A 16,165-nucleotide genomic window follows, 5' to 3' on the forward strand; every position below is an offset into this window, starting at 1 on the left:
TTATGATAAAAGCAAAAAAACATTTTGGGCAAAATTTTTTATGTGATAAAAGCGTGGTAGATAAAATCATCCAAGCCATACCCAAAGATACTAAAAATATAGTTGAGATTGGGCCTGGCTTAGGTGATTTAACGCAAGAACTTTTGAAAATTCCACAAGCTCATATTAGAGCTTATGAGATTGATAAAGATTTGATTCCTATTTTAAATAAAAAATTTCAAAATGAGATTGAAGGTGGAAATTTTGAGCTTATTCATCAAAATGCAAGTGATGCTTTTGATCAAGGAAGTTTAAGCGATAAAGAGTACTTTTTAGTAGCAAATTTACCATATTATATTGCTACAAATTTGATTTTAAAAGCCCTAGAAGATCAAAATTGCCTTGGGCTTATAGTAATGGTGCAAAAAGAAGTGGCACAGAAATTTTGTGCGAATGAAAAAGAAAGTAATTTTTCGGCCTTAGGGGTGCTTTGTGCATTAATATGCCAAAGACAAATGCTTTTTGATATACAACCACAAAGCTTTAATCCTCCACCAAAAGTTACTTCAGCTGTAATGAAGTTAATAAAAACTACTCATTATCAGCAAAAATGTGAAAATATAGAAGCTTTTAAAGAATTTCTTAGAGCTTGTTTTCAAAATCCTAGAAAACAACTCTTATCTAATTTTAAAAATAAAAAAGAAAAAATTCTAAAAGCATTTGAAGCACTAAACATCTCTTCTACCTCAAGAGCTCATGAAATTAGCGTTGATTCATACCTTAAAATTTATGACTATTTAAAGGATGACTATGAGCGAAGAAAACAAAACTCAAGAACAAAATAAAACTAAAAGATTTAATAAATTTAGAAACAAAAGAAAAAAAGATTCACAAAATCAAGAGCAAAATAGTGAAATTAAAAATGAAACAAAAGTAGAAAATGCTCAAACTGAAGCTAGCGAAGAAAAAAAGAAAAAGAAAAAAAATAGAAATTTACCATCTAAATTAAGCGGTAATGAAGAATGGCAAATAGAACTTGCTAAAAGCATAGAAGCTAATAAAATCATGCACGAGCTAAGACTTCACCCTTTAAAACACAACAACTCAAGCGAACATAAAATTCGTATTACACCTTTGGGTGGGCTTGGGGAAATCGGTGGAAATATCACTGTTTTTGAAACCAACAACGATGCAATTATCGTTGATATAGGTATGAGTTTTCCAGATGGAACCATGCATGGAGTAGATATTATCATACCTGATTTTGACTATGTAAGAAAGATTAAAAACAAAATTCGCGCTATCATCATCACTCATGCTCATGAAGATCATATCGGTGCTGTACCGTATTTTTTCAAAGAATTTCAATTTCCTATCTACGCAACACCTTTAGCACTAGGTATGATTTCAAATAAATTTGAAGAACATGGTTTAAAGGCTGAGCGTAAATGGTTTAGACCTATAACAAAAAGACAAATTTATGAAATAGGTGAATTTAATTTAGAATGGATTCACATAACCCACTCTATCATCGATGCTTGTGCTTTGGCTATTAAAACTAAAGCAGGAACCATCATACACACTGGCGATTTTAAAATAGATCAAACACCAATTGATGGTTATCCAACGGATTTAAGTCGTTTAGCTCAATATGGCGAAGAAGGTGTGCTTTGTCTTTTAAGTGATAGTACAAACTCATATAAAGAAGGCTATACAAAAAGCGAAAGCTCTGTAGGACCTACTTTTGATCAAATTTTTGCCAAAACTAAAGGCAGGGTAATCATGAGCACCTTTAGCTCTAATATCCACCGCGTATATCAAGCTATTAGTTATGGTTTAAAATACGGCAGAAAAGTGTGTGTTATAGGGCGTTCTATGGAAAGAAATCTCTATACTACTATGGAACTTGGCTATATCAAACTTGATAGGAAAATTTTCATTGACGCTGATGAAGTAAGCAAATACAAAGACAACGAAGTACTAATTGTCACTACAGGAAGTCAAGGCGAGACCATGAGTGCTTTATATAGAATGGCAACTGATGAGCATAAATTTATCAAAATCAAACCTAGCGATCAAGTTATCATTTCAGCTAAAGCAATACCAGGTAATGAAGCAAATGTTTCTGCTGTACTTGATTTTCTTTTAAAAGCAGGAGCTAAAGTAGCTTATCAAGAATTTAGTGAAATTCATGTAAGCGGACATGCTAGTATAGAAGAACAAAAACTCATGCTAACTTTAGTAAAACCTAAATTTTTCTTACCAGTGCATGGAGAGTATAATCATATCAATAAACATAAAGAAACTGCTCTAAAATGTGGTATACCTGAAAGAAACATCTACTTAATGAGTGATGGGGATCAAGTAGAGCTTTGTCAAAAATACATCAAACGTGTAAAAACAGTTAAAACAGGAAAAGTCTTTGTGGATAATCAAATCAACAAACAAATCGCAGATGATGTGGTAATTGATAGACAAAAACTAGCAGATAGCGGTATAGTTGTCATCATCGCCCAGCTTGATAAAGCAAGTAAAACACTAATTAATAAACCAAGAGTATTTAGTTATGGCTTGGTAGCTGATAAACAAGATGGAGCATTCTCAAAAGAAATGAGTGATGTTTTAAGTCAATTTTTCCCAAATGTAAAAGATGAAATTTTAGATAATCCAAAAGTTTTAGAAGCTCAAATTAGACAAGTACTAAGAAAGCATATTTTTAGAAAAATCAAAAAATATCCAACCATAGTACCAACTATTTTTGTGATGTAAAGTAAAATTATGAGAATTAATAAATTCATCTCACACAATAGCAAATATTCTCGCCGTGAGGCTGATGAGCTAATCAAGCAAGGCTTAGTAAAAATCAATAAAAAAACAGCCTTGCTAAATGATAGTGTAAATGCTGAGGATAAAGTTTTTATCAATGGTAAAAAACTCCATAAAAAAACACAATTTTCAGTCATCATTTATCACAAACAAAAAGGCGAAATAGTTAGTAAAAAAGATGATAGAGGCAGAAAAACCATCTATCATACTTTACCAAAACAATTTAGCACTTGGCTTAGCGTAGGAAGACTTGACTTTGCAAGCGAGGGATTACTTTTACTAACTGATTCACCTGTAATAGCAGATGCACTTATGCATAGTGATTTAGAAAGAGAATATTACTTAAAAGTAAAAGGTAATATAGATAAAAATGTCATCGAAGCTATGCAAAATGGCTTAGAAATTCAAAATGAAAAAAAAGGGGCTCACGCCAAAACTAAAATAACCTCAATGAGTTTTGCTCCATTTTTAGGCTTTGAAATTTTTGGTTCAAGCGGAGGCTATACGAAACTAAAAGTAATCATTAATGAAGGTAAAAATAGGGAGCTAAGACGCTTTTTTGGACATTTTGATTTAGAAGTGATGGATCTTAAAAGAGTGGCATTTGGAGCATTAGATCTTGGTATGTTAAAAGCTGGTAAATATCGTTATTTGGAAAATGGCGAGTATGAAAAACTGCGCGATTTTTTAAAAATAAATGATATTAGGTATTAAAATTAATACTTTAAAAATACTTAAATTAATTAAAATTTAATTTTAATTTTGTATAATTAGCAATTTAATTTATATAAAAAAGGAAAATTATGGCAAACCATAAATCTGCTGAAAAAAGAGCAAGACAAACTATCAAAAGAACTGAAAGAAATAGATTTTATAGAACAAGATTAAAAAACATTACAAAAGCGGTTCGTGAAGCAGCGGCAAATAACGATAAAGAAGCTGCACAAAATGCATTAAAAGTAGCTAATAAAAGCATTCACGCTATGGTAAGTCGCGGATTTTTGAAAAAACAAACTGCATCACGCCGTGTTAGCAGATTAGCATTATTGGTAAACAAATTAGCATAATTAATGTTAGCTGATAAACTCAAACCTTTTTTAGCACGCTTTGATGAGTTAAATACTCTTCTTAGTGATGTTAATATCTCTAATGATATTTCTAAAATGACAGCTCTATCTAAAGAGCAAAAAAATTTAGAACCCATAGTAGAAAAAGCAAAAGAATATCTCAAAACCTTAGATGATATAGAAGAAAATAAACTTCTTTTATCTGATCCTGAACTAGGTGAACTTGCAAAAGAAGAACTTAAAAATCTCGAAGTTTTAAAGCCACAACTTGAAGAAAAATTAAAAATTCTTTTATTACCTAAAGATCCAAACGATGATAAGAATATCTTTTTAGAAATTCGTGCAGGCACAGGTGGCGATGAAGCTTCTTTATTTGTTGGGGATTTAGTAAAAGCTTATATACGCTATGCTGAAAATCGTGATTATAAATACGAAATAGTCAGCTCAAGTGAAGGTAGCGTAGGTGGATTTAAAGAAATCATCATTCTTATCAAAGGAAATGGAGCTTATTCAAGGCTAAAATACGAAGGTGGCACACATAGGGTTCAAAGAGTACCTGAAACAGAATCTCAAGGTAGAGTTCATACTTCAGCTATTACAGTGGCTATTATGCCTGAAGTTGATGATGTTGAAATTCAAATCAATCCAAATGATTTAAAAATCGATGTAATGCGTAGTAGCGGTCATGGTGGTCAAAGCGTAAATACCACAGATAGTGCTGTAAGAATCACTCACATTCCAACAGGTATAGTTGTAGTAAATCAAGATGGTAAAAGCCAACATAAAAACAAAGAAAGTGCCATGAAAGTCTTAAAGGCAAGACTTTTTGAAATGCAAGAACAAGAACGCTTAGCTAAAGAAAGTCAAGCAAGAAAATCACAAGTTGGAAGTGGCGATAGAAGCGAACGCATACGCACTTATAATTTCCCTCAAAATAGAATTAGTGATCATAGAATAAATCTTACTTTATATAGACTTGATGCGATTTTAGAAGGTGGACTTTTTGATGAAATCATTGAGCCATTAATCGCTTATTATCAAGCAGAGGCTTTAAAACAAGAAAATTTATAATTCTTGTTTTAATTATTGCTTGCTAATAAAATTCTATATTGTTCTTTATCAACATTTATCAAAAGCGAAACTAATTTAAAAGCTCTAAATTTTTCCATTACAAAAAGATCTTTACTATCTTTTAAAACTATAGCAACTAAATTTTTCATTACTTTATCAAGCCAAATATTTTTATATTTATCATTTGCTGAATGATATCTTCCAATAGCATTCCAATTAAACCCATATCGTTGTATAATTTCATAAAGTAATCTTGCTGCTATGTCTATATTTGCACTAACTTTTACAATCTCCTTTTCGCTAACACCATAACGCTTTAAATGAATGCTATTAATTTGCATTAAACCATAATCTCTTGTTTGATTTTTATTTCTACCAATGATATTATGTTCATAAGCTGCATTCTCTGTCAAAGCTATGGCTTTAAGTAATGCCATGGGTATGTTATACTTTCTAGCTGCGATTTTAAAATCTTTATCATATTTATAAAAATTTTCAGGTATATAAGTATCACCTATAAAAATTTTTGTATCAAAAGCAAAAGTAAAATTAAAAAATATTGCTAATAATAAAATCCTTTTTAACATTTTACTCCTTTATAGTACTTATGCTATAGCAAATTTATAAATAAAAATTATGCAAATAAGTTAATAAATTATCTAAGAATTTCTTTTATAGTAAGTTGAGGGGTGATTAATCCTCTAAAATTATTTTTAGAAATACTAGCTATAAAATCAATATTTTCACCAATTTCTGGCTCATAATCAAAGTTAAAAAATAAAGCTTCTAAAGTCTTATTTCCTTGTGTTAAAATAAGTTTTATATGATTTTCATCTTTACCAAGTCTTTTTTTGTTTTTTACAAAAAGCTTATCAAATTTAAAATATGGTCTTGGGTTTTTATGCCCAAAAGGTTCAAAAAATTCCAATATCTCTAAAAGTTCAAAATCAACTTCATTTGGATCAATACTACCTAAAACCTCATCAGTATTGTAAAAATCATCTTTAGGGATATTTTGACAAATTTCATAAAGCTTATTTTTAAAAATACCAAATTTTTCAAGCTCGACTAAAACTCCAGCTGCACCTTTATGTCCACCATAGCTTAAAACAAATTCTTTAGCTTGTTCTATAACATTTAAAATATCTATCCTACCCACGCTTCTAACGCTAGCTTTAGCCTTTTGCTCACATTCTGAAAAAACAAAGGCAGGCTTGTTAAAATGCTTTGCTAAACGACTTGCAACTATACCCAAAACACCCTCATGCCAATTTTGGCCATTGACAATAATCACAGGATCATTTTCATCAACTTGTTCTAAACATTGTTTAAAAAGCTCGCGCTCTTCATCTTTACGGCTATTATTATAAGTAATGATTTGTTCTAAATAACCCATAACCTCATTAATATTTTTAGAATGCAAAAATTTATAAGAAATAATCGCATCATCCATTCTACCTGCACTATTAATCAAAGGTGCAATTAAAAAACTAATATTATCAAGTTCAAATTTATCCTTACCAAAATACTGTTTGATAGCTTTAAATGCAACTCGTTTTGAATCATTAATACACTCTATGCCTTTTCTAACTAAGGCTCTATTTAAATCTCTAAGCTCCATCATATCTGCGATAATTGCGATAGATAAAAGCTCTATAAATTTACACATATTATAATTAATCTTACATACTTCTTTTATAGCAGCAACTAAATACCAAGCCACTTGAGCACCACAAATTTCAATATCAGGAAATTCACAATCTTGTTGTTTAGGATTAATGATCGCATAAGCTTTTGGTAAAGTAGCTGGAGGCATATGATGATCGGTAATAATTAAATCAATTCCTTTTTGCAAACAAAGCTCTGCTGCATCAAAAGCTGCTATACCATTATCTACAGTGATGATTAAATCTACCCCATTAAGTTCATTGATGATTTCTTCATTTAGACCATATCCATCTTTAAAACGATTTGGAATTTTTACCACATAGTCATATCCGATATCATCAAAAAATTCAGATAAAATCACACAAGAAATCACCCCATCTACATCATAATCTCCAACAATAGCAAGCTTTTGATTTTTTTCAATCGCTTCTTTAATACGTAAAGCACCCTTATAGACATCTTTTAAACAAGATGGCATAGGTAAATCACAAAGCTTTACATGTGTATCATTGATAAAACGCTGGTGTAAAATTTCTTTTATTTTGGCTTTATTTAGCATGATTTGTTAAAGATGCCTTGATAAAAGAAAAAATAGCCGGATTAACCCTAACTAAGCGTGAAGTAAATTCAGGGTGAAACTGCACTGCTAAGAAAAATGGATGATCTTTAAGCTCTACAGCCTCAACTAAACCTTCATTTTCCCCACTTATAATAAGCCCATTTTTTTCAAACATTTCTTTATATTTTGGATTAGCTTCATAGCGGTGGCGGTGACGTTCTTTTACGCTTTTTTGATTATCATAAACCTTACTTAAAAGTGTATTTGGCTTGATATGACACTCATAAGCTCCAAGACGCATAGTTCCACCAAGTGGAGTTTTACTTGTTCTAATTTGCTTTTCTCCACTTGCGTCAATAAATTCATCAATCAAAAAGATGATAGGATTTTTACAATTTGGATTGAATTCATGAGAATTTGGATCTTCTAGTTTTAAAACATTGCGTGCAAATTCCACTAAAGAAAGCTGCATACCCAAACAAATTCCTAAAAATGGAATTTTATTTTCTCTTGCATATTGTATGGCTTTGATTTTTCCTTCTACTCCACGGTAACCAAAACCACCTGCTACTAAAATCCCATTTACATCTTTAAAGCTTTCTTCGACATTTACATTTTCTAATTTTTCACTATCGATCCATTTTAAATTTACTCTTGCATCAAGTGCTGCGCCTGCATGGATAATGGCTTCTGTTAAGCTTTTATAGCTTTCTTTTAAATCTACATATTTTCCTACAAAAGCAATACTAAGTTCATTACTTGGAGCGATGACTCTTTTTACTAAAGAATCCCATTCGTTCATACTTGGCTTTAAATTTTGAAGATCTAATAAACTTGCAATAGAATTTAAAATATCTTGTTTTAAAAAATTTAGTGGAATTTGATAAATACTAGCTGCATCCACACTTTCTATAACGCAGTTTTTTTCAACTCCGCATGAAATTGCGATTTTGTCTTTTAACTCTCTATCTAAAGATTTTTCACTTCTGCAAATGATCATATCAGGGCTTATACCTATACGGCGTAATTCTCCCACACTATGTTGAGTTGGTTTTGTTTTAAGTTCTCCTGCTGCTTTGATAAATGGCACTAAAGTCAAGTGAATATTAATAGCATTGTATTTACCCACTTCAAGTTTTAAAGCTCTAATAGCTTCTAAAAATGGTAAGCCTTCTATATCTCCTACCGTGCCACCTATTTCAACAATTAAAATATCTTTATCAACTCCAGCCTTTTTAATACGATCTTTTATCTCATCAACTATATGAGGGATTACTTGTATAGTTTTTCCTAAGTAATCTCCTCTTCTTTCTTTTTCTATAACACTTTGATAAACTCTTCCTGTGGTAAAGTTATTATCCTGAGTTAAATTCTCATTTAAAAATCTCTCATAATGTCCTAAGTCTAAATCTGTCTCAGCTCCATCTTCAGTTACAAAAACTTCCCCATGCTCCAAAGGACTCATCGTGCCAGGATCTACATTAATATAAGGATCTGCTTTTAAAATACTTACTTTTAAACCTGAATTTTTTAAAATCGTAGCTATAGAAGCTGCTGCTATACCTTTTCCTAATGAGCTTAAAACACCACCGGTTACAAAAATATACTTAGTTTGTTTTAATTTCATAAAATAACCTTAATTTCTTTTTTTGAAATTATAACGAATAAAAAATTTTATTTTTATAAACATTTGTGTAAAATTCAATTATTTTTGAAGGAAATTTTCGATGAAAATCACATTATTAAATCATACTCCACTTTCTGTATGCTCTCATGCAACAAGAACATGTTGGCAAAGTTTTGACAAAGGTGATTGTGGTGGTGAGAAAGACAAAGAATTAATCGATCGAGTGGGAAATAAATTCAAACATGCTTCAACCTTAGAGCATTTAAACTATACTTTTTATATACAAGGTATTTCAAGAGCATGCTTACAAGAAGTTGCAAGACACCGCCACACTAGTCCTAGTGTAAAAAGCACAAGATATACTTTAAAAGAACTAAGAAATGAAAGCGAATTTAAAGAAAATGACTTTGAAAATGCTAAAAGATACTTAGTATTAACCGGAAATGAAGTAGTGGATAATGCAAGCATCAAAGCTTTAGAAAATCTGCGTTTGATTTTGCAAAATAGCATTAGTTTAGACATAGCAAAATACTGCTTACCAGAAAGCTATAAAACAGAATTAACTTTAACAATTAATGCAAGAAGTTTGCAAAATTTTATCACTCTAAGAAGCTCAAAATCAGCCCTTTGGGAGATAAGACAACTCGCAAATGCCTTATTTGAAAACTTGCCTGAGGAACATCAATTTATTTTTAAACATTGTGTTTATCAAGAAGAAAATTCCCAAGATTAATTGGGAATTTTTACTTATATTTTTTTAAGAAATTCAGTTTTTAAAACAATCACACCAAATTTATCTACCTTAGCTTCAATTTCAGTGTCTTTGTTTGTAAGCTTAATATTTTTTATAGTCGTGCCACGCTTTAAAGTAGTGCTTGCACCTTTTACTTTCAAATCTTTCACAACACTTACACTATCACCTGCATTAAGCTCAGTTCCATTTGCATCTTTTGGCATATATTCTCCTTAGAATTTATAAGTATATCCTAGATATAAACCATAATTTGTTTGTTTAGGATCGTAAAAGTTTGAACCTACCTTGCTTTGGTAGAAATTTCTTGTATTATAATGAGTTTGCTCGGCTTTAAAACCAAACTCAATTTCATTTGCTTGATTTAACTCATATAAAGCACCGATTTTTGCTCCATAAGTATAACCATCAAAATCTTGAGATAATGATAAAAAGCTTGTTTTTAAAGTAATATCCGTTCTTGCATAGCCACCATATACACCTAAAACAGCTCTTGTTTTTTCAAAGATTTTTGGAGTAAAATCATAACCAAGCAAAAACTTATGTGTAGTAAATTCTCCATCAATTTTTAATCTTGTGGTATTGATTACATCACTAAATTCGCTTGAATAATTATAAGCACCATAAATTCTATGATTTTCACTAAAACGATAACCAACTCTTAAACCAAAAACAGGAACATTTCCTTCTAAATCACCATTAAATTTTTTATTATTTTTAGTATGATCAAGATCAGATTTTACCTTAGTATGAAACCAACCAGCATCAATACCTAATAATATTCCTGAATTTTCATCAGCTAAAGCTAAATTTGAAACCAAAGCAACACTTGCAACTAAACTAAATAATTTTAATTTCATATTTTCCTCCTTTAAATAAGATATAATATATCCTTTTATTTTTAATAAAAATTTAATTTTGTGGTACCACTAAATCAGATCTACACTCAATCACGGTATGAACATTACCACGAGGGTTAAAATCACCTACTACTTTTATCCATTTTGGATCAAGTTTTTCTTTTAAAGTATTATAAATTTCATTAATACTTGCTTCATGTGAAACATTTCTATACATAAAGGTATTAATATAAAGTTTGATTGCTTTAAGTTCTACTACTAATTTATTTGGAATGTATTCTAAGTAAATTGTAGCAAAATCAGGATACCCACTACGCGGACAACAACACATAAATTCAGGTAAAGTGATTTTAATCACATAATCATTTTTGGCATCATTTGGCCAAACTTCCATATTTTCTACACTAAATTCTTTGATTTCTTTTTCACCATATCGCATTTATAATCCTTAGTTTGTTTTTAAAACTTTATAATACCACAATATTTTATATTTTATTTTGACAAAATTTAAAAAGCTTATCTTGAAGTGAAAGTAATTTTTCACTTTCATTACTAAGAATTTTTATACACAAACCCTCATAAAAAAGTTGATTTATATCGTCAAATGAAGCTTTTAATTCTTCATAAAACTCATCATATCCAAAAAGATAAATACTCAAATAATGCGTATGATTTGCAAAAAAATTTAAATCATTTTCTTTCATATAAGAAGGATTGATTTTAATTTTATCATTTAAAATTAAAGTATCATTTCTATAAATTTGAGTTAAACTCTCATAATTTTTAAAAGCAAATTTTTCATCCATAGCCACTCTACCAAAAATGACAAAATCAACATAAACTAATCTTGAAAAAGAAGCTAGATTAATCTTTGTGTTTTGTATAAAATTTGCATTTTCTTGAAGCAAAAGTGGCTTTGGCATATAAAAAAAGCTTGCATTTTCTTCAAGAGTAAAATCAATATTTTTACTCGCAAAAGAATCTTTAGTATCATATACCTTTTCATAACTTTGTGTGAGTATAGCGGTGTTTGTACTTTTCTTACATATGATTTCAAAACTTAAATGATCCTCTTTAAAAATTCCGGCACTAGAATTTAAAACATATATACTAGTTAATTTTTTATCATAAAAATTCCTCATAAGTTTAAAAGGAGGAGTAAAAAAAGAATTTTTTATGATAGTTTTTTCATTGATAGTATCTAATGTAAGTTTAAAAACACTCTTTTGAGCAAACAAATCAATCCTTTAAAAGTGTGTATTTTTTAATCCAAGTAATGATTTCTTCTAAACCTTCTTTAGTTTGAAGATTACTCATGATAAAAGGTCTATCTCCACGCATTTTTAAAGTATCTTCTTGCATGATTTTTAAAGAAGCATTTACATAAGGAGCTAAGTCTATTTTATTGATAATCATTAAATCAGACCTACAAATAGCAGGACCACCTTTGCGTGGAATTTTTTCTCCTTGAGCAACATCTATAACAAAGATAAAAAAATCCACAAGTTCAGGTGAAAAAGTCATTGATAAATTATCTCCACCACTTTCTATAAAAATAAGATCTAAATCACTAAAACGCTCTTGTAAAAGTTCAACAGCTTCAAGATTACAAGAAGCATCTTCTCTAATGGCTGTATGAGGACAACCTCCAGTTTGCACTCCAATGATTCTTTCTTTTTCAAGAACGCCTTGTTTGATTAAAAAATTTGCATCTTCATTTGTATAAATATCATTTGTAATTACAGCCAAAGAAAGCTCATCTTTTAAAGCTTGACATAAATTTAATACTAAAGCTGTTTTACCACTACCTACAGGACCACCTATGCCTATTTTAACCATTATAACCCTTTTAAGAAATATAAATTTTAAATGCTAAATTTTGGTGTTTTATACCCAAATAATCATTTAAGACATTATGATTTTCACACCAATCTTTTAAAGTTAAATTTTGTAATTTAGAAAGAACCTTTTGAAAATCTTGCTGTAATTGAAAAAGTAAAATCTGCCCTTCATTTTGTGATAAAGGCACGATTTTCACAAGAATATTAATAAAATTACTCATTAAAGCAAATAAAAAACTTTCATACATAAAATCAAGTTCATTATCTTTACAAAATAAAGCATACACAAAAGGATAAATAGGAGTTTGATTTTCTTTAATGTATTGATTTAATAAAGGATTTGATAATCCATAAAGACTTACATTTTTTACAAAGCGTTTAGCTAGAAAAACATAAGCTTGACTTTGTTCTTTTGCAACTATACTTGATAAAAACTTTCTTTGATAAATTAGTAAATTTTTTACATCATTTGCATTTTCATAAGCTATTTTCAAAGCTAAAAGCTCAAAATATAAAATATTAGAATAAAGCTGAGTTTTTAAAACTTTTTTTGCATCTTCTATATTTTTTATATAAGCAAAATTCACATAAGATTCTAAACCAAAAGAATGTGAAAAAGCTCCTATAGGAAAAGAAGAATCACTAATTTGTAAAAGTAAAAAATTTAATTTATTCATCTTTATTCTTTAATAAGTTTAAAATTTGGATCAACTTGGATAAAACTTGGCATATCAAGCATATATTTTGGCTCTAAAATTTCTTCACATTTTTCGTATTTTATATTAAATTTTTCTAAAAACCTTATGATAGAATTTTGCTCTAAAGTAATGAGTTTATGATCTTTATAAAATAAATTTAAATGCATATTGCCCACTTGATAACTTATTAAAGCAAGGTTGTATTCATTTTCTATGTGAATTTTTAAAACCTTTTCAGGTTTAATCTTCACTAAAATCAAAAAATCCTCATCATATAAACAATCATTATGATTTAAACCTTTATTACCAGGCATTTTTATAGCGACATCTAGTCCTTTTAAAGTCGTTGTTCTTAATATCTTTTTAAAAGTATCAAACCAACTAAGCTCTAAAAAATCGCATTCTTTGTTTAAATCATAATGCGTTATTTTATTTTGAAGTAAAATCATTAAATCATAAAATATTTTCTAGCTAAAGCTAAAGAATCAACACTCTTAGAGCTAATAAGCTCACCATTTATTTTTACTTCATAAGTTTGTGGATTTACTTCTATATCTTGAACTTTATCATTAAATTTCAAGTCTTTTTTAGTAATATTTCTACAATTTTTTACTGCAACACATTTTCTTTTTAAGCTTAATTTTTCAGGCATATTAGCTTCTAAAGAAGCTTTAGAAACAAAATGTAAAGCATTTTCATTTAAATTTGCTCCAAACATTTTTTCATAGATAATAGGCTCAGGTGTTGGGATAGAAGCATTAGCATCGCCTATTTTTGCACCTACTATCAAGCCACCTTTTAAAATAAGCTTTGGTTTTACTCCAAAAAATTTAGGTTGCCAAAGCACTAAATCAGCAAATTTTCCTACTTCAATAGAACCAACATAACTATCAATCCCATGTGCAATAGCAGGATTTATAGTGTATTTTGCTATATAGCGTTTAATACGGAAATTATCATCTAAATCATTATCTTCCTTCAAGGCACCAAATTCTTTTTTACATTTATCAGCACTTTGCCATGTTCTTAAAATTACCTCACCTACGCGTCCCATAGCTTGAGAATCACTACTCATAATGCTAAAAACACCCATATCATGAAGTTTATCTTCTGCTGCTATAGTTTCAGGACGAATTCTACTATCTGCAAATTCAACATCTTCTTTGATTTTATTATCTAAATGATGACAAACCATAAGCATATCTAAATGCTCATCAATGGTATTTTTAGTAAAAGGCATAGTAGGATTAGTACTTGCAGGTAAAACATTTTCAAAACCTGCCATTTTAATAATATCAGGAGCATGGCCACCACCTGCACCTTCAGTGTGAAAAGTATGGATAACTCTACCATTAATAGCTTTAATCGTATCTTCTACAAAACCTGCTTCATTTAAAGTATCTGTATGGATAGCTATTTGTATATCCATTTCATCAGCTATATTTAAACTAGTATCAATCACACTAGAAGTAGCACCCCAATCTTCATGAATTTTTAAGCCGCATGCACCAGCTATGATTTGCTCTTTTAAAGCATTTTTATTACTTGAATTTCCTTTACCTAAAAAGCCAAAATTCATAGGGTAATTTTGCGTAGCTTTTAACATAGAATGTATATGATAAGCCCCACTTGTGCAAGTTGTAGCATTTGTTCCCTCACTTGGTCCTATGCCACCTCCTATCATAGTAGTAACACCACTATATAAGGCACATTCAATTTGAGTTGGGGAGATAAAATGTATATGAGTATCAATACCACCTGCAGTTACTATTAAACCTTCTGCACCGATAATATCTGTACTTGTGCCTATAACTAAGCTAGGATCAACTCCATCTTGTATATCAGGATTGCCTGCTTTTCCTATACCTACTATATAGCCATTTTTTATCCCAATATCTGCTTTATAAATACCGGTATAATCAACAATCAAAGCATTAGTTAAAACTAAATCCGGAAATTCTCCCTCACTTACACTTTGAGCCATACCATCTCTAATATTTTTACCACCACCAAATTTAACTTCTTCGCCATATAAAGTATAATCTTTTTCTACTCTTAAAATCAAATCTGTATCTGCTAATCTTACTCTATCATTAGTTGTTGGACCATACATATTCACATAGTCTTTTTTGCTAATCTTAATCAAAGAAATCCTTTCTCTTTTGCTTTTGATAAAGCTTTAGTTTTATTTTCATCATTGATAAAATCATCACAAAGATTATTAAAACCTAAAACCTTTTTTAAACCACCAAATTCTATCAAACTTACTGTTTTTTCTTCACCTGGTTCAAATCTCACACTTGTTCCTGAAGCGATATTTAACCTTTTACCATAAGCCTTTTCTCTATCAAAAGACAAAAAGCAATTAACTTCAAAGAAATGAAAATGCGAACCAACTTGTATAGGACGATCACCTTTATTGCTTACTTTAATTTCTATAGAAGTTTTATTTTCATTAAGCACAATAAATTCTGATGATAAAAATATCTCTCCAGCTTTTATTTTATCATCATTTGCTATAGGCTCATGTATAGTAACTAATTTTGTGCCATCTTCAAAAGGAAGTTCTATTTGAATTTCTTCAAGCATACTTGCAACACCATCAATCACATCTTCACTTGTAAGTAAAGTTTTCCCTATGCTCATCAATTCACTCACACTTAAATTTTTTCTTGCAAGTTCCATTAATTCATAACATATATAAGCTAAAGCTTCATTATAATTTAATTTTATTTTTTGCTCTTTTCTATCTTTAGCGATTTTCCCTGCATAATGAAGCATTAATCGTTGCAATTGCTGCTGAGTAAAATGCATTTTAATCCTTATAAATTTTTTAGATATTATATAACTATTTGCTTGCTTTTAAGCAAAAAATTCTATTACATTTTTTAATTCTATTTTATAGTCTTTTTGAATTTCTATAAAAGGAAGATTTAAATTTTCACATTGAGCTTTAAATTTTTGATGATTTAAAATAAGAGTGTTTATTTCTTCTTTTTCACTAAATAAACGCTTTTCTATGACATTTTCATTTTAATAGATTAATTCATAATTTTGCAAAATATATTTTTTTGAAAAAAGAATAAAAAGTATTTTAATATCAGAATGATTTTGAAATTTTTGTAACTTTTTTGGAGTAAGATAAAATCCTTCAATGATTAAATTTTGTTTATTTTCTATACAAATTTAAATCATACCATCTACAATAGGAAATAAAA

Annotated in this window: 18 protein-coding genes; 6 read left to right on the plus strand and 12 right to left on the minus strand. The window is 29.5% G+C overall.

Annotated elements, in window-relative coordinates; all coding sequences use genetic code 11:
• Positions 1 to 2: 2 nt before the first annotated feature.
• From rsmA to prfA, 5 genes are all read left to right on the plus strand, one after another.
• Positions 3 to 824, plus strand: a complete 822-nt coding sequence (rsmA, locus tag L8Y18_RS02740; protein WP_263661399.1) for a 16S rRNA (adenine(1518)-N(6)/adenine(1519)-N(6))-dimethyltransferase RsmA — start codon at positions 3 to 5, stop codon at positions 822 to 824.
• Entirely contained in the window at positions 790 to 2,748 is a 1,959-nt protein-coding gene (locus L8Y18_RS02745) for a ribonuclease J (protein WP_263728425.1), read from the plus strand. The genes rsmA and L8Y18_RS02745 overlap by 35 nt, the downstream gene beginning before the upstream one ends.
• Before the next feature lie 9 nt (positions 2,749 to 2,757).
• Positions 2,758 to 3,519: a pseudouridine synthase gene (locus tag L8Y18_RS02750; RefSeq protein ID WP_263659218.1), complete on the plus strand. Its 762-nt coding sequence runs from the start codon at positions 2,758 to 2,760 to the stop codon at positions 3,517 to 3,519.
• 89 nt (positions 3,520 to 3,608) lie between these two features.
• A complete protein-coding gene (gene rpsT, locus L8Y18_RS02755) occupies positions 3,609 to 3,872 on the plus strand; it encodes a 30S ribosomal protein S20 (RefSeq protein WP_039617063.1) in 264 nt (87 codons plus the stop codon).
• A 3-nt stretch (positions 3,873 to 3,875) separates the two neighbouring features.
• The gene (gene prfA, locus L8Y18_RS02760) at positions 3,876 to 4,943 is read left to right on the plus strand and encodes a peptide chain release factor 1 (RefSeq protein ID WP_133319093.1); all 1,068 of its coding nucleotides are present in this window, start codon (positions 3,876 to 3,878) and stop codon (positions 4,941 to 4,943) included.
• Between the two features lie 8 nt (positions 4,944 to 4,951).
• Here the strand turns inward: prfA and L8Y18_RS02765 are convergent, their stop codons facing one another.
• The 3 genes from L8Y18_RS02765 to L8Y18_RS02775 all read right to left on the minus strand — a co-directional run bounded on the left by L8Y18_RS02765 (position 4,952) and on the right by L8Y18_RS02775 (position 8,797).
• Positions 4,952 to 5,530, minus strand: a complete 579-nt coding sequence (locus tag L8Y18_RS02765) for a lytic transglycosylase domain-containing protein (RefSeq protein WP_220566962.1) — start codon at positions 5,528 to 5,530, stop codon at positions 4,952 to 4,954.
• Positions 5,531 to 5,598: 68 nt separating this feature from the next.
• Positions 5,599 to 7,170, minus strand: a complete 1,572-nt coding sequence (gene recJ, locus L8Y18_RS02770) for a single-stranded-DNA-specific exonuclease RecJ (protein ID WP_263659219.1) — start codon at positions 7,168 to 7,170, stop codon at positions 5,599 to 5,601.
• Positions 7,160 to 8,797 (minus strand): CTP synthase, encoded by a 1,638-nt coding sequence (locus L8Y18_RS02775; RefSeq protein ID WP_263662721.1) that lies wholly within the window; start codon positions 8,795 to 8,797, stop codon positions 7,160 to 7,162. The genes recJ and L8Y18_RS02775 overlap by 11 nt, the downstream gene beginning before the upstream one ends.
• A 100-nt stretch (positions 8,798 to 8,897) precedes the next feature.
• Between L8Y18_RS02775 and thyX the strand changes: the two genes are divergently transcribed.
• A complete protein-coding gene (thyX, locus tag L8Y18_RS02780) occupies positions 8,898 to 9,530 on the plus strand; it encodes an FAD-dependent thymidylate synthase (RefSeq protein WP_039617054.1) in 633 nt (210 codons plus the stop codon).
• 14 nt (positions 9,531 to 9,544) lie between these two features.
• Here the strand turns inward: thyX and L8Y18_RS02785 are convergent, their stop codons facing one another.
• The 9 genes from L8Y18_RS02785 to ureB are packed head-to-tail and all read right to left on the minus strand — an operon-like array spanning position 9,545 to position 15,761.
• A complete protein-coding gene (locus L8Y18_RS02785; RefSeq protein WP_039617052.1) occupies positions 9,545 to 9,754 on the minus strand; it encodes an alkylphosphonate utilization protein in 210 nt (69 codons plus the stop codon).
• A gap of 9 nt (positions 9,755 to 9,763) precedes the next feature.
• Positions 9,764 to 10,408: a porin family protein gene (locus L8Y18_RS02790; protein WP_263661396.1), complete on the minus strand. Its 645-nt coding sequence runs from the start codon at positions 10,406 to 10,408 to the stop codon at positions 9,764 to 9,766.
• A 52-nt stretch (positions 10,409 to 10,460) separates the two neighbouring features.
• Positions 10,461 to 10,847, minus strand: coding sequence for a preQ(1) synthase (gene queF / locus L8Y18_RS02795; protein WP_039617048.1), 387 nt, complete (start codon positions 10,845 to 10,847; stop codon positions 10,461 to 10,463).
• Between the two features lie 46 nt (positions 10,848 to 10,893).
• Positions 10,894 to 11,646 carry an urease accessory protein UreD gene (locus L8Y18_RS02800; protein WP_220566958.1) on the minus strand — a complete coding sequence of 251 codons (753 nt, stop codon included), beginning with the start codon at positions 11,644 to 11,646 and terminating at the stop codon, positions 10,894 to 10,896.
• A gap of 1 nt (position 11,647) precedes the next feature.
• A complete protein-coding gene (gene ureG, locus L8Y18_RS02805) occupies positions 11,648 to 12,247 on the minus strand; it encodes an urease accessory protein UreG (protein ID WP_039617044.1) in 600 nt (199 codons plus the stop codon).
• A 10-nt stretch (positions 12,248 to 12,257) separates the two neighbouring features.
• Positions 12,258 to 12,926 carry an urease accessory protein UreF gene (locus L8Y18_RS02810; RefSeq protein ID WP_263662723.1) on the minus strand — a complete coding sequence of 223 codons (669 nt, stop codon included), beginning with the start codon at positions 12,924 to 12,926 and terminating at the stop codon, positions 12,258 to 12,260.
• A 2-nt stretch (positions 12,927 to 12,928) separates the two neighbouring features.
• Positions 12,929 to 13,396: an urease accessory protein UreE gene (locus tag L8Y18_RS02815; RefSeq protein ID WP_263662724.1), complete on the minus strand. Its 468-nt coding sequence runs from the start codon at positions 13,394 to 13,396 to the stop codon at positions 12,929 to 12,931.
• On the minus strand, positions 13,396 to 15,093 hold the full coding sequence (gene ureC / locus L8Y18_RS02820; protein WP_263662725.1) for an urease subunit alpha: 1,698 nt from the start codon (positions 15,091 to 15,093) through the stop codon (positions 13,396 to 13,398). The genes L8Y18_RS02815 and ureC overlap by 1 nt, the downstream gene beginning before the upstream one ends.
• Positions 15,090 to 15,761: an urease subunit beta gene (ureB, locus tag L8Y18_RS02825; RefSeq protein ID WP_263662726.1), complete on the minus strand. Its 672-nt coding sequence runs from the start codon at positions 15,759 to 15,761 to the stop codon at positions 15,090 to 15,092. Before ureB ends, ureC begins: the two co-directional genes overlap by 4 nt.
• Positions 15,762 to 16,165: the final 404 nt, after the last annotated feature.

The sequence above is a fragment of the Campylobacter sp. CNRCH_2007_0968H genome (assembly GCF_025773245.1).
Lineage (GTDB): Bacteria > Campylobacterota > Campylobacteria > Campylobacterales > Campylobacteraceae > Campylobacter_D > Campylobacter_D lari_D.

Coding starts and splice junctions, on each gene's coding strand:
- rsmA (WP_263661399.1), top strand. CDS start 3: ATGATAAAAGCAAAAAAACATTTTGGGCAAAATTTTTTATGTGATAAA.
- L8Y18_RS02745 (WP_263728425.1), top strand. CDS start 790: ATGAGCGAAGAAAACAAAACTCAAGAACAAAATAAAACTAAAAGATTT.
- L8Y18_RS02750 (WP_263659218.1), top strand. CDS start 2,758: ATGAGAATTAATAAATTCATCTCACACAATAGCAAATATTCTCGCCGT.
- rpsT (WP_039617063.1), top strand. CDS start 3,609: ATGGCAAACCATAAATCTGCTGAAAAAAGAGCAAGACAAACTATCAAA.
- prfA (WP_133319093.1), top strand. CDS start 3,876: ATGTTAGCTGATAAACTCAAACCTTTTTTAGCACGCTTTGATGAGTTA.
- L8Y18_RS02765 (WP_220566962.1), bottom strand. CDS start 5,530: ATGTTAAAAAGGATTTTATTATTAGCAATATTTTTTAATTTTACTTTT.
- recJ (WP_263659219.1), bottom strand. CDS start 7,170: ATGCTAAATAAAGCCAAAATAAAAGAAATTTTACACCAGCGTTTTATC.
- L8Y18_RS02775 (WP_263662721.1), bottom strand. CDS start 8,797: ATGAAATTAAAACAAACTAAGTATATTTTTGTAACCGGTGGTGTTTTA.
- thyX (WP_039617054.1), top strand. CDS start 8,898: ATGAAAATCACATTATTAAATCATACTCCACTTTCTGTATGCTCTCAT.
- L8Y18_RS02785 (WP_039617052.1), bottom strand. CDS start 9,754: ATGCCAAAAGATGCAAATGGAACTGAGCTTAATGCAGGTGATAGTGTA.
- L8Y18_RS02790 (WP_263661396.1), bottom strand. CDS start 10,408: ATGAAATTAAAATTATTTAGTTTAGTTGCAAGTGTTGCTTTGGTTTCA.
- queF (WP_039617048.1), bottom strand. CDS start 10,847: ATGCGATATGGTGAAAAAGAAATCAAAGAATTTAGTGTAGAAAATATG.
- ureG (WP_039617044.1), bottom strand. CDS start 12,247: ATGGTTAAAATAGGCATAGGTGGTCCTGTAGGTAGTGGTAAAACAGCT.
- L8Y18_RS02810 (WP_263662723.1), bottom strand. CDS start 12,926: ATGAATAAATTAAATTTTTTACTTTTACAAATTAGTGATTCTTCTTTT.
- L8Y18_RS02815 (WP_263662724.1), bottom strand. CDS start 13,396: ATGATTTTACTTCAAAATAAAATAACGCATTATGATTTAAACAAAGAA.
- ureB (WP_263662726.1), bottom strand. CDS start 15,761: ATGCATTTTACTCAGCAGCAATTGCAACGATTAATGCTTCATTATGCA.